The 12,647-nt window shown below is 73.5% G+C and carries 7 protein-coding genes; 3 read left to right on the top strand and 4 right to left on the bottom strand.

Features of this window, described 5'->3' with window-relative positions; all coding sequences use genetic code 11:
* Nucleotides 1-553: 553 nt before the first annotated feature.
* Nucleotides 554-1,102 (bottom strand): MarR family winged helix-turn-helix transcriptional regulator, encoded by a 549-nt coding sequence (locus IG74_RS0135620; RefSeq protein ID WP_030685773.1) that lies wholly within the window; start codon nt 1,100-1,102, stop codon nt 554-556.
* Between the two features lie 115 nt (nt 1,103-1,217).
* On the opposite strand from IG74_RS0135620, the gene IG74_RS0135615 reads away from it, so the two are divergent.
* Complete coding sequence (locus IG74_RS0135615; protein ID WP_030685771.1) at nt 1,218-2,489, top strand: MFS transporter; 1,272 nt, start codon at nt 1,218-1,220, stop codon at nt 2,487-2,489.
* 71 nt (nt 2,490-2,560) lie between these two features.
* Here the strand turns inward: IG74_RS0135615 and IG74_RS0135610 are convergent, their stop codons facing one another.
* Both IG74_RS0135610 and IG74_RS0135605 read right to left on the bottom strand, forming a co-directional pair.
* On the bottom strand, nt 2,561-4,246 hold the full coding sequence (locus IG74_RS0135610; protein WP_030685769.1) for an ATP-binding SpoIIE family protein phosphatase: 1,686 nt from the start codon (nt 4,244-4,246) through the stop codon (nt 2,561-2,563).
* Between the two features lie 238 nt (nt 4,247-4,484).
* On the bottom strand, nt 4,485-5,840 hold the full coding sequence (locus IG74_RS0135605) for an NAD(P)/FAD-dependent oxidoreductase (RefSeq protein ID WP_030685767.1): 1,356 nt from the start codon (nt 5,838-5,840) through the stop codon (nt 4,485-4,487).
* 373 nt (nt 5,841-6,213) lie between these two features.
* Here IG74_RS0135605 and IG74_RS0135600 point away from each other — a divergent pair, with 373 nt between their 5' ends.
* Both IG74_RS0135600 and IG74_RS0135595 read left to right on the top strand, forming a co-directional pair.
* Nucleotides 6,214-7,014 (top strand): TetR/AcrR family transcriptional regulator, encoded by an 801-nt coding sequence (locus IG74_RS0135600; RefSeq protein ID WP_030685761.1) that lies wholly within the window; start codon nt 6,214-6,216, stop codon nt 7,012-7,014.
* A 210-nt stretch (nt 7,015-7,224) separates the two neighbouring features.
* On the top strand, nt 7,225-9,234 hold the full coding sequence (locus IG74_RS0135595; protein WP_030685759.1) for a sigma-70 family RNA polymerase sigma factor: 2,010 nt from the start codon (nt 7,225-7,227) through the stop codon (nt 9,232-9,234).
* Between the two features lie 30 nt (nt 9,235-9,264).
* Here the strand turns inward: IG74_RS0135595 and IG74_RS0135590 are convergent, their stop codons facing one another.
* Nucleotides 9,265-12,618 carry an AfsR/SARP family transcriptional regulator gene (locus tag IG74_RS0135590; RefSeq protein WP_030685758.1) on the bottom strand — a complete coding sequence of 1,118 codons (3,354 nt, stop codon included), beginning with the start codon at nt 12,616-12,618 and terminating at the stop codon, nt 9,265-9,267.
* Nucleotides 12,619-12,647 lie beyond the last annotated feature (29 nt).

Genomic DNA, 12,647 nt, shown 5'->3' with positions numbered 1-12,647 from the left:
GGCACGCTGTTGAGTTCTCAAGGAACGGACGCTTCCTTTGTACTCACCCTCTCGGGCTTTCCTCCGGGCGCTTCCCTTCGGTATTTCGTGTTTCCAACCCTACCAGATCCGTTTTCCGTTCCGTTCCCGGTTCGGATTTCATTTCCGGTGGCCGTTGGAGGGCCTTTGCCTTTCGGCGGTTCCGACTCTATCAGATCTTTCCGGCTTCCCGGTCCGTTCCGATTTCCTCGGTGCTTTCCGGCCTTTCGGCCTTCCGGCGGTGTCAACTCTATCAGATCCTTTCGGGCCTGATTCCCGGTCAACTCGGGTTGCCTTCCCGGCTGTTGGGCCGTTCCGACGTCCCAAACTTTAGCGGATTCTCCCGGCGATTCGAAATCGCGCTCCGGGAATTGAATTCGGACATGCCGAAATCAGTCCCGGGGGGAGGTCGTGCTGGTGTTTGGGTGCCGCGTCAGCGGCGAGATGCGCTGTCGCAGAACCGTTACGGCCCCGCGACAACTCGGAGTACTTTACGGACCCACCAGGGCAGTGTCAACCCCCGGATCCGTGAACATCAGTCGAGGTCGTTGAGGCGGCCGCCCGCGTCCGGCTGGGCGTGCTCCACGCGCCGCAGCAGCCGGGTGAGCACCTCGCCGAGGACGCCCCGCTCGGAGGCGGACAGGTCCTGGAGGAGGTCCTCCTCGAAGACCGTGGCGAGGCGCATCGCCTCCAGCCACTTCTCCCGGCCCTCGCCGGTGAGCTCCACGATCACCCGTACGCGGTTGGACTCGTCGCGCTCCCTGGTGACCAGGCCCTCGCTCACCATGCGGTCGATGCGGTGGGTCATGGCGGCGGGCGTGAGGCCGAGGCGCTTGGCCAGCTCGCCGGGGCCCATCCGGTAGGGGGCGCCGGAGAGGACCAGTGCCTTGAGGACCTCCCACTCGGCGTTGCTGATGCCGAGGGTCGCGGTCTGGCGGCCGTAGGCGACGTTCATCCGCCGGTTGAGGCGGCCGAGGGCCGAGACGATCTTCTCGACCTGGGGATCGAGGTCCCGGAACTCGCGCTGGTAGGCGGCGATCTGCTCTTCGAGTGTCGGCTCTGTGGGGCCGGGGGTGTCACCCATGGGCGCAGTATGGCACGGGAGTGGTTGGCATCGAAGTCCTTCGGTGTGTATTGTTTAGATCCTAACTTTAGCTTCGAAGTCTTCACTCCTAAGGCAGGTGAAAGTGACCATGGCGATGGGCGCCGCGATGCGCCGGATCCACGTGGGCAACGCACTGAGCGCGTTCGGCCTCGGCTTTACCGTCCCCTTCCTGTACGTGTACGTGGCACAGGTCCGGGACCTCGGCGCCGTGACGGCGGGCCTCGTGCTCGCCGCCTTCGCGGTGGCCGCGCTCATCGTGCTGCCGTTCTCCGGCCGCGCCATCGACCGGCGCGGCCCGCTGCCCGTCCTCGTCGCCGCCCTGCTCACCGCGGCGGTCGGCGCCATGAGCCTCGGCCTGGCCAGCAGCGCGCCGCTCGTGCTGCTGTCGGCCGGTGCGCTCGGCGCGGGCCAGGCGGTCATGCAGCCCGCGCTCGCGACGATGATCGTCGAGTGCTCCACGCCGGACACCCGCACGCGCGCGTTCGCCACTCAGTTCTTCCTGCAGAACCTGGGCCTCGGCGTCGGCGGTCTGATCGGCGGCCAGCTCGTCAAGCACGAGCGGCCCAGTGACTTCACGCTGCTCTTCGCCATCGAGACCGTGATCTTCCTGGTGCTCGTCGGCGTCATGCTGACCGCGCGCCTGCCCCGCTCGGCCCGGATCGCGGACGCCGCCCCGCAGGCCAAGGGCAGCATGAAGGACGTCTTCCGCAACCCGGTGATGCTCCAGCTGTGCGTCCTCGGCTTCGTGCTGTTCTTCGCCTGCTACGGACAGTTCGAGTCCGGCCTGTCCGCGTACGGCGTCGAGGCCGCCGGGATCTCGCCGTCGACGCTCGGCATCGCGCTCGCCGCCAACACCGGCGCGATCGTGATCGCCCAGTTCGCCGTCCTGCGGTTCGTCGAGCGCCGCAAGCGCTCGCAGGTGATCGCCGCCGTGGGCGTCATCTGGGCCGTGGCGTGGATCGCCGCGGGCTACGCGGGCGTCGGCCACGGCAGCCAGGCCATGGCCACCGCCGCCTTCATCTCGACGTACGCCCTCTTCGGGATCGGCGAGACCATGCTCGCGCCGACCGTGGCGCCGCTGGTCGCCGATCTGGCGCCGGATTCGATGGTCGGCCGGTACAACTCGGCCTTCGCCCTGGTCAAGCAGCTGGCCCTGGCGGTCGGCCCGGCCGTGGGCGGCCCCATGGGCGCCACGCTGCACGCTCCGTACATCGTGACGTTCCTGCTCTTCTCGCTGGGCATCACGGTGCTCGCGCTGCGGCTCGGCAAGCACCTCACGCCGGCGCAGAACCACCCGTACGCCCAGAAGAGCCGGGTCGTCGCCCAGGGCGAGGGCGCCCCCGAAGCCGTGACCGCCCACTCCTAAGAGGCCGGTCGGGGAAATCGTCAGCTACGCGCGCGTGGGCATCGCCTACGCGCGCGTAGTCGTATGAAGACCTACGCGCGCGGCAGCGCGAACTCGCACCACACGGCCTTGCCGCCGCCCGGTGTGCGGCGCGAGCCCCAGCTCGAAGCGATCGTGGCGACGATCGCGATGCCGCGTCCCGCCTCGTCCGCTGGCTCGGCGCGGCGGCGCCTGGGCAGGTGGTCGTCGCCGTCGGTGACCTCAATGATCAGCCGGCGGTCGGTGCGGCGCAGGCGCAGGCGCATCGGCGGGGTGCCGTGCTGGAGGGAGTTCGCGACCAGTTCGCTGGCGGCCAGGACGCCCAGGTCGAGCAGCTCCGGCGGGAACCGCCAGCTGGCGAGGACGCCGGTGGCGAAGGCACGCGCGCGTGGGGCCGCCTCCACGCCGCCGAGCAGCTCCAGGGCCGCGTTGCGGAACAGCTCCGCGTCCGCGCCGGTGCGGGCGGGCTGCTGGAGGACGAGGACCGCCACGTCGTCGTCGTGGTCGGCGGTGACCCCCAGGGCGCGGATCAGGCGGTCGCAGACCACCTGGGGCGTGCCGGTGGCGCCGCCCAGGGCCCGCTCCAGGGAGGCGACGCCCTCGTCGATGTCCTCGCTGCGGCGCTCCACCAGGCCGTCCGTGTAGAGCACGGCGGTGGAGCCGGGGCCGAGCGGCACGGAGCCGGAGGCGTGCAGCCAGCCGCCGGTGCCGAGCGGCGGGCCCGTGGGCTCGTCCGCCCGGTGGATCGTGCCGTTCTCGTCGCGGACGAGGATCGGCAGGTGGCCCGCCGACGCGTACGTCAGGCTGCCCTCGTTCGGATCGTGGACGGCGTACGCGCACGTGGCGATCTGGCTGGCGTCGATCTCCGCGGCGAGGCCGTCGAGGAGCTGCAGGACCTCGTGCGGCGGCAGGTCCAGGCGGGCGTACGCGCGCACGGCCGTGCGGAGCTGGCCCATGACGGCCGCCGCGCGCACGCCGCGCCCCATGACGTCGCCGATGACCAGGGCGGTGCGGCCGCCGCCGAGCGTGATCACGTCGTACCAGTCGCCGCCGACCGCGGCCTCGGTGCCTCCTGGCTGGTACGTGGCGGCGATGCGCAGGTCGTCGGGCTGCTCCAACTCCTGGGGCAGCAGTGAGCGTTGCAGCGTCACGGCGGTCTCGCGCTGGCTGCGCTCGCTGGCGCGCAGGCGCTCGGCGGCGTCCGCGTGGTCGGTGACGTCGGCGGCGAAGACGAGCACCCCGCCGTCCTGCGCGTCCGTGGCGGGCCCGCCCAGGGGCAGCGACACGGGGGTGCAGGTGAACGTGTACGAGCGGCCGCCGGGCACCTTGCGGGACTTGACCGTGCGCGGCTTGGAGCTGCGCAGCACCTGGTCGAGGAGCGGAAGCAGCCCGACCTCCTCCAGCTCGGGCAGCGCCTCGCGCGCGGGGGCGCCGGTGGGGCGTGCGCCGAACGCCGTGGCGTACGCGTCGTTGACGTACGCGATGCGGTGGTCGGGGCCGTGCACGAGGGCGACGAGGGCGGGGATGCTGTCGAGGACCTCGCGGGCGGGCAGTCCTTCGACGCCGCCGGGCCCGTCGGCGGCGCCGGCGCTGTCGGTGGAGTGCTCCGCGGTGCGCTCGGCGCGGGCCGCGGGGACGGAGCTCTCGCCTCGCTGTGCCGGGGAGCCGCCGGTCTCGGTGCGCGCCGCGGCGCGGCGCTGTGTTCCGGGGAGCCGGGCGCTCCAGCGCGTGAAGTTCACTGCGGTAGGCCTCGTGGTGTCGCTTCTGGATCGGGCGGGGGTGTACGGCCGGGCGTTCGGCCGGTGGCGGTGCGGCGTGCGGCGCCGCCTCCCGGGAAGACACAGCATGGCGTGGAGCGGACCCTTGCTTCTCAGGTGCCCTCTTGCGGGCCCGCTCATGGTCACACGTCCAGTCTGGCCGACCGGACTGACATCCGTCAGACGCCGGTCCTGCTCGGGGAGTTCCGGCCGGAGGTCATCAGGACTCCTTCGGGCGCTCGCCCCCGGCCGCGAGTTCGAACTCCGCGCGCGGGTGTTCCAGCGACCCCAGGGAGACGATCTCGCGTTTGAACAGGCCGGACAGCGTCCATTCGGCGAGCACGCGGGACTTGCGGTTGACGGTGGGCACCCGGCTGAGGTGGTAGACGCGGTGCATGAACCAGGCAGGGTAACCCTTCAGCTTGCGTCCGTAGACGTGCGCGACGCCTTTGTGCAGTCCCAGGGAGGCGACCGAGCCCACGTACTTGTGCCGGTACTCCTGGAGGGGCCGCTCGCGCACCGAGGCGGCGATGTTGTCGCCGAGGACCTTGGCCTGGCGCACGGCGTGCTGGGCGTTGGGCGCGCACTCGGTGCCCGGCTGCTCGGCGGTGACGTCGGGGACGGCGGCCGCGTCACCGGCGCCCCACGCGTGTGGGGCGCCGTCGACGGTCAGCTCGGCGGTGCACTTCAGCCGGCCGCGTTCGGTCAGCGGCAGGTCCGTGGCGGCGAGCAGCGGATGCGGTTTGACGCCCGCGGTCCACACGACCGTACGGGTGGGGAAGCGGGCGCCGTCGCTGAGCGCGGCGACGCGGTCCTCACAGGAGTCGAGCCGGGTCTCCAGGCGTACGTCGATGTTGCGCCGGCGCAGCTCGCGGACGGTGTACTTGCCCATCTCCTCGCCGACCTCGGGCAGGATGCGGCCGGAGGCCTCGACGAGGATCCACTTCATGTCCTCGGCCTTGACGTTGTGGTAGTAGCGCGACGCGTAGCGCGCCATGTCCTCCAGTTCGCCGAGCGCCTCCACACCGGCGTAGCCGCCGCCCACGAAGACGAACGTCAGGGCGGCGTCGCGGACGGCGGGGTCGCGCGTGGAGGAGGCGATGTCCATCTGCTCAATGACGTGGTTGCGCAGTCCGATGGCCTCTTCGACGGTCTTGAAGCCGATGCCGTAGTCGGCGAGTCCCGGCACGGGCAGGGTGCGCGAGATGGAGCCGGGGGCGAGCACGAGCTCGTCGTAGGTGAGGTCGAGGGGGCCGGTGCCCTCCTCCTTGGTGGCGAGGGTCGTGAAGGACGCGGTGCGCTTGGCGTGGTCGACCGCGGTGACCTCGCCGACGATCACGCGGCACCGGTCGAGGACGCGGCGCAGCGGGACGACGACGTGGCGCGGGGAGATCGATCCTGCCGCGGCTTCGGGCAGGAACGGCTGGTACGTCATATACGGATCGGGCGAGATCACGACGATCTCCGCCTCGCCCCGCCTCAGCTCCGGCTTGAGTTTCCGCTGGAGGTGCAGCGCGGTGTACATCCCGACGTAGCCACCGCCGACAACGAGAATGCGCACAGGTTCCGTCACCATCCCATGACGCACCCGCACTTCGCGTTTGTCCACAGGCTCGGCAATTTGTATGACTGGAAGCCTCGGGTGGCGGCAGCTGCTCCGCTTGGCAGACCGTGTGGAATGTGCGCAGGTCAGAGGGTGGTGGCAGGGTGGTGTTGTGGGGTGCAATCGGGTGGGAACCGGTGCGTACTCCGATCGGGGGGCACCCTGTGCGGAACCCACCTCTTCTGAATTGACTCTGGCTCAACTATGTTCGTGTGACGTCGGGGTGTCGGGGGATGCGCTCGTCGAGTCCGGTTTGCCGGATTCGTGCGCAGCTCGCTCCTCACACGCCGGTCATCAATGGCGGGGAGTGTCTCCGGGGGGAGACGTCATTACCGGGGGAACACATATGCACATTCAGGACTCTCACTGGACTTCCGCGACAGCGCCGGCACCCGCCGTCGCCTCGGGCGGAAACGGACGGGAAGTGGGGGACGTAGCGCGTACGACGCCGCTGCGCGTGGACGCGCAGCGGAATCTCGAGCACGTCCTGCGCGCGGCGCGCGAAGTCTTCGGCGAGCTGGGGTACGGCGCGCCGATGGAGGACGTGGCGCGACGGGCCCGCGTCGGTGTCGGCACGGTCTACCGCCGCTTCCCGAGCAAGGACGTACTGGTGCGACGGATAGCCGAGGAGGAGACCTCCCGGCTGACCGAGCAGGCCCGCGCGGCACTGGGTCAGGAGGACGAACCGTGGTCGGCGCTCTCGCGCTTCCTGCGGACGTCCGTGGCCTCGGGCGCGGGGCGGCTGCTTCCGCCCCAGGTGCTGCGCGTCAGCGTGGACGAGGGCGAGGGAGCCGAAGGCACCGAGGCGGTCGACGGGGTCAGGGTGGCGGACGCCACCGAGCTCCGGGTGCCGCAGCAGCGACAGGTGCCGCCGGCGCTCTCGCCGGAGCTGCGGCTCGTGGAGCAGCGGTCCGCTCCGGCACGGGAGAGCGACGACGCGGGTGCCGCGGCGCTGCTCGACGTGGTCGGGCGGCTCGTGGAGCGGGCACGGGCGGCGGGCGAGCTGCGCACGGACGTGACGGTGTCCGACGTGCTGCTCGTAATAGCGACGGCGGCGCCCTCGCTGCCGGATGCCGCACAGCAGGCAGCGGCCTCGTCGCGCCTGCTCGACATCCTCCTCGAGGGGCTCAGGTCGCGGCCTTCGTAAACATCCGTTCGGGCCCTCATGGGCCGGAATGCTCAACTCCCCCCGGACCCCGGGGAGTTGAGCATTCCCCGAATGGGTGAACGGTAGCGCTCGGTTGCGGTAACGCGCCCCGGATGGGTGGTTGCTTGTCGTCCCTATTCGACGGGGCGCGGCCGTGTGGCACTCTTTCCCGGTGTCCGGGTCTGAGTGTGCATGCGGGGGCTTTCCGCGATGAGTGTTGACGGACGGGACGAGCCCAGCTCCACCGATGGCGAGTCGGGCGGTCTGCCCTCCCGGCAGGTTCCGGGCCAAGGCGGCCCCGGCGGCAGCGGTGGCGGCGGGAGCACGCGCGGCTCCGCGTCCGGCGCCGCCGGTTCCGGCGCGGCCGGACCCGACCCCAGCGTGCCGCCCCAGCGCGGCAGGGGCTCGGCGGGCACACCGGGCACGGAGGCCGGGACGCCCGGCGCCCTCGCCGGTGACGCCCCGCCGCCCGACGCCGACCTGATCGCCCGGATGCGTGCGGGCGAGGACTCCGCGTACGAGGAGCTCTACCGCAGGCACGCCGAAGCGGTGCGCCGCTATGCCCGCACCTGCTGCCGGGACGCGCACACCGCGGACGACCTCACGGCCGAGGTGTTCGCGCGGATGCTCCAGGCCGTGCGGTCCGGTTCGGGGCCCGAGCACGCGGTGCGCGCCTATCTGCTGACCACGGTGCGGCGCGTCGCGGCCGGATGGACGAAGTCGGCGAAGCGGGAGCAGCTGGTCGACGACTTCGCGGTCTTCGCCGCGCAGGCGGCCCGGGGCTCCGAGGTGCCGGACGACGAAACGTTGGACCTGGGCGCGGACGTGCGGGCCATGCACGAGGCCGAGCAGTCGCTCGCCATGCAGGCCTTCCGCAGCCTGCCCGAGCGCTGGCAGGCGGTGCTGTGGCACACGGAGGTCGAGGACGAGTCGCCGAGCGACGTCGCCACGCTCTTCGGCCTGGACGCCAACGGCACGCGCGTGCTGGCCAGCCGCGCCCGCGAAGGCCTCAAGCAGGCCTACCTCCAGGCCCATGTGAGCGCCACGCTCACCGAGAGCGAGGAGTGCGCGCGCTACGCCGACCGGCTCGGCGCCTATGCCCGCGGCGGGCTGCGCACCCGCGCCGAGCGGGGGCTGCGCAAGCATCTGGAGGAGTGCGCCAACTGCCGCCTCGCGGCGGGCCAGATCAAGGAAGTCGCCAGTGGCATCCCGGCCGTCGTGCCGGTGGCCGTCATCGGCTGGTTCGGTGCCGCCGGGTACGGCAAGGTGGCCGCCCTCATCGGGGGCGGCGTCGCGGGCGCGGGCGCGGCGGGTGCCGCGGGCGCGGCCGCGGGCGGCGGCTCGGGCGGTGCCGGAGCCGCCGGTGGCGGCGCGGCGGCCGAGGGCCTCGGCACCCCGGCGAAGGTCGGGATCGTGGCGGGTGTTGTCGCGGTCGGGGTGGCCGTGGCGGTGGCGCTCGCCGGTGGGCCGGAGAAGAAGGACCCGCCGGAGGCGAAGCCGAAGCCGACCGCGTCCGCCATGCCGCCGGTGATCCCGCGCAATCCGCCGCCCTCGAAGCCGCTGCCGAAGCCGCCCCCGCCGCCCGCTCCTCCGGCGAAGCCCACTCCCCCGGCGAAGGCCGAGCCCAAGCCGAAGCCGCCGCCGAAGCCCGCTCCCAAGCCCACGCCCAAGCCGCCGCCCGCGCCGAAGCCGAAGCCGCCGAAGCCCACGCCGAAGCCGCCCCCGCCACCGCGGCCGACCCCGCCGCGGCCCACGCCGACACCCACCCCGACGCCGCCGCCCGCGCCGGTCGTCTACCAGTGGAACGAGCTGGAGTACGGCCTCACCGGCGACGGCACCAAGCCGGAGATGCGGCTCGGCGAGAGCAGCTGGGTGTGGCAGCGCTGGGGCATGTCCATCGCGGACAAGCGGTACGGCCACGGCGTGACCGTGCACGGCCGCTCCTCGGTCACCATCGACCTCAACCGCAAGTGCACCTCGTACGAGGCGCTCGTCGGCGTCGACGACATGACGATGCGGCTCGGCCAGGTTCGGTTCGCCGTGTACGCCGACGGGGTGCGGCTTTGGCGGTCGCAGCTGGTCAAGGGCGGTGATCCGGCCGTGCCCGTACGTGTCGACCTGACCGGCCGCAAGACGATCCGGCTGGTCGTCGAGCCGCATACGCACTTCGACTCGGTGGCCCTCGCCGACTGGGCGCAGTCCCGCCTCCGCTGCACCTGAGGCCGGTGGCGGATGCGCCCCCCGCGCCGGTCAGTGCGGCGGGGTGAGCTCCGCCAGGACCTCGTCGACGGTCAGCGCCGCGCCCGCCTCCCGCTCTCGTTCGTACGCCCGCGGGCCCAGGGCCTCGCGGGCCTCGGCCTCGACGCGCTCGGCCTGGGCGCGGTCCGGCGCGGGGCGTTCGTGGCTGCCGCGCCAGTGCGTGGCACGGGCGAGCAGGCGGGCCGCCCGGACGTGGTCGCCCAGGCGCAGGAACAGCACCGCGCCGGCGTCCACCAGGCTGGCCGTGACGGGCTCCGAGCAGCGGTGGTACAGCGCGTCGCGCAGCACGTCGGCGAGCACGGCGAGCCCGGCCCCGGGGCCCGACTCGGCGGCGACGATCCGGGCCTCCACTTGGCCGAGGCCCGCCGCGAACTGCGGCGGCATGGTGCCGCGCTCCCCTTCCGCGCGGGCCGCGTCGCACAGGGCCCGCGCCCGCGCCGCGTCGCCGTCGTCGATCGCCAGGACGGCCCGCATCAGGCTGACGAAGGCGCGGGAATCCGTGAGCCCGTACCGGTCGGCCTCGGCGCTGGCCTCTTCCAGGCCCTTGACGGCCAGTGCGCGGTCGCCGTCGCGGTAGGCGATCTCGGCGAGCCGGGCGAGCAGGAACGGGATCTCGGCGTGCGCCCCCACCTCGTCGGCGAGGCGCAGCGCCTCCTCGTACTCCCTGCGCGCGTACGCGTGGCGGCCGCGGACCATGGCCGCCTCCCCCGCCGCGCTGCTGACCTGCGCGCGCAGCCAGCGGTCGCCGACGCGTCCGCTCAGCTCGCGCAGCTCCAGGAGGTCGTCGTCGACTCCGGCGAGATGGCCGGGCTGGTCGATGACCGTGTGCACCCGGAACATCAGGGTGATCGCGACCTCCCAGTCGCCGCCGAAGCTGCGGCAGTTGGCGAGCGCCGCGTCCAGGGACGGCACCACGCTCTGCGGCTGGTCGAGGAAGTGCAGGGTGAACGGCCAGAGCAGTCCGGGGAAGCGGCCGCTGGCGGGCACGGGCCGGGCCAGGACGTCCCGGACCCGGAGGATGTACCGCCGGGCGTGCTCGTCGGCGAGGACCTCCGAGGGCCGCGCCTCCACCGTCAGGAACAGGTGCAGCATCCGCAGGCCCAGCCGGGACCAGTACAGCGGGTGGTCCTCGGCCGCGAGGTCGGCGTCGAGCCCGGCGGCGGCCGCGGCGAGCGGCGGGTGGGCGGGCAGCGGCTCGGCGCCGCCCGTCGCGGGCTCGGGCCGTCCGGTGCGGTGCAGGATGCCGCCGATCCAGTTCGCTCCCTCCGTGCGGTAGTTGCGCAGCCACCAGAACCAGCCCATGCCGAGGGCGAGGGCGGTGGCGCGCTCCTCGTCGCGGTGCTCGACGGCGCGGTGCAGGGCGGCGCGGATGTTGTCGAGCTCGGACTCCAGGCGGCGGATCCACGGCAGCTGCTCGGCGGAGCGCAGCAGCGGCTCGGCGCGCTCCACCAGCGCGCGTACGTACGCCCCGTGGCGGTCCTCGGCGGCGGCGCGCAGGGCGGGGGTCTCGGCGGCGCGCTCGGTCGCGTACTCGTGGATGGTCTCCAGCATGCGGTAGCGCATGTCGGGGCCTTCGGGGCCGACGCCGGGGGTCGCGACGACGAGGGACTTGTCGACGAGGGCGCCGATGAGGTCGGCGGCGGGGCCGGTGCACACGGCCTCGGCGGCCTCCAGGTCCCAGCCGCCCGCGAAGACGGACACCTCGCGCAGGACCGTGCGCTCGGCGTCGTCCAGGAGGTCCCAGGACCAGTCGACGACCGCCCGCAGGGTCTGCTGGCGGGGCAGGACCGTGCGGGAGCCGCTGGTGAGCAGGCGGAAGCGGTCGTCGAGGCGGTCGGCGATCTGCCGGGGCGTGAGCAGGCGGAGGCGGGCGGCGGCCAGCTCGATGGCCAGGGGCAGGCCGTCGAGGCGGCGGCAGATCTCGTCGACGGCCCCGGCGTCCGCGGTGGCGTCGAAGCCGGGGCGCACGGCCGTGGCCCGCTCGGCGAACAGGCGGTGCGCCGGGTGCGGCGGCAGCGGCTCCACGGGGCGCACGGACTCGCCGGGCACGCCCAGCGGTTCGCGGCTGGTCGCGAGGATGGTGAGGCCCGGACAGTGGGTGAGGAGGGTCTCGGCGAGTTCGGCGGCGGCGCCGATGACGTGCTCGCAGTTGTCAAGGAGCAGGAGCAGGCTGCGCGGGGCGCAGTACTCGACGAGCAGGGCGACGGGGTCGTCCTGCGAAGCGGTCAGCTCGCTCGTGATCAGCACGGTCTCGCGCAGGCCGAGCGCGCTGACGACGGCACCGGGGACCGCCTCCGGCCGGTCGAGCGGGGCGAGCTCGGCCAGCCACGCGCCGGGCTGCCCGGCGGCGGCTTCCTCGGCGAGGCGGGTCTTGCCGGAGCCGCCCGGTCCGGTGAGTGTGACCAGTCGGGCCCTCCGCATGTCCGAACGGATGGCGACGAGTTCGGGTTCCCGGCCGACGAAAGAGGTCAGACGGGGGCGGATGTTCCCCTTCCGCTCGGGGTGGTCGGCCCGTGTCCGTACAGCGTGGTCGCCTCGCGGGGCGTTCGCCTGCGAGGCGCGTGACTGCGGGGCGCGGCCCTCTTCCCCGGCCCGGCCCCCTCCCGAGGCACCGTCCTCCCGCGGCCCGGGGCCCGCCAGCAACCCCGCGTGCAGTGCCCGCAGTTCCGGGCCCGGGTCGGTGCCGAGCCCGTCGGCGAGGGTGCGGCGCGCGCGTTCGTACGCGGCGAGCGCGTCCGCGCCCCGGCCCGCGTCGCGCAGCGCGCGGATCAGCAGGGCGTGCAGCGCCTCGTCGTACGGCTGGGTGGTGGTCAGCTCCCGCAACTCCGGTACGACGTCGGCGGCCCGGCCGAGCAGCAGGTCCGCCTCGATCCGCGCGCGGGCGGCCTCCGCGCGCCGGGCCTCCGGGCGGGTGGCCGCGGTGCGGTCGGGCAGGTCGGCGAGCGCGGGGCCGTGCCACAGGGCGAGGGCCTCGCGCAGGGTGCGGGCGGCGGCCTCGGGGTCGCCCCGGTCCAGGGCGGCGGTGCCCTCGCGGGCCAGCCGTTCGAAGCGGTGCAGGTCGACGTCGTCGGGGGCGGCGGTGAGGCGGTAGCCGCCCGGCTCCGACGCGATGGCGTCCTTGCCGAGGGCCCGGCGGAGGCGGCCCACGAGGGCCTGGAGCGCGGCCGGGGCGTCCGCCGGCGGGGCGTCCGCCCAGATGTCGTCGATGAGGGTGTCGACGGGGGTGGTGCGGCCCGCGCGGGTGGCCAGGGCCGCGAGGAGGGCGCGCAGGCGGGGGCCGCCCACCGGGACGGGGGCTCCCTGATCGTCGTACGCCTCCGTGGCGCCCAGGACTCGATACCGCACGGGGTCATTCTGGCTCGTCGGGGGCGGAG

The sequence above is a fragment of the Streptomyces sp. NRRL B-1347 genome, assembly GCF_000720325.1.
Taxonomy (GTDB): Bacteria; Actinomycetota; Actinomycetes; order Streptomycetales; family Streptomycetaceae; genus Streptomyces.
The sequence above is the reverse complement of the archived record's forward strand: the minus strand, read 5'-3'. Positions and strand labels throughout refer to the sequence as shown.

What these genes read in the sequence shown, in the direction of transcription:
- IG74_RS0135615 (WP_030685771.1), top strand. Translation starts at nt 1,218, where the DNA reads ATGGGCGCCGCGATGCGCCGGATCCACGTGGGCAACGCACTGAGCGCG.
- IG74_RS0135605 (WP_030685767.1), bottom strand. Translation starts at nt 5,840, where the DNA reads ATGGTGACGGAACCTGTGCGCATTCTCGTTGTCGGCGGTGGCTACGTC.
- IG74_RS0135595 (WP_030685759.1), top strand. Translation starts at nt 7,225, where the DNA reads ATGAGTGTTGACGGACGGGACGAGCCCAGCTCCACCGATGGCGAGTCG.
- IG74_RS0135620 (WP_030685773.1), bottom strand. Translation starts at nt 1,102, where the DNA reads ATGGGTGACACCCCCGGCCCCACAGAGCCGACACTCGAAGAGCAGATC.
- IG74_RS0135600 (WP_030685761.1), top strand. Translation starts at nt 6,214, where the DNA reads ATGCACATTCAGGACTCTCACTGGACTTCCGCGACAGCGCCGGCACCC.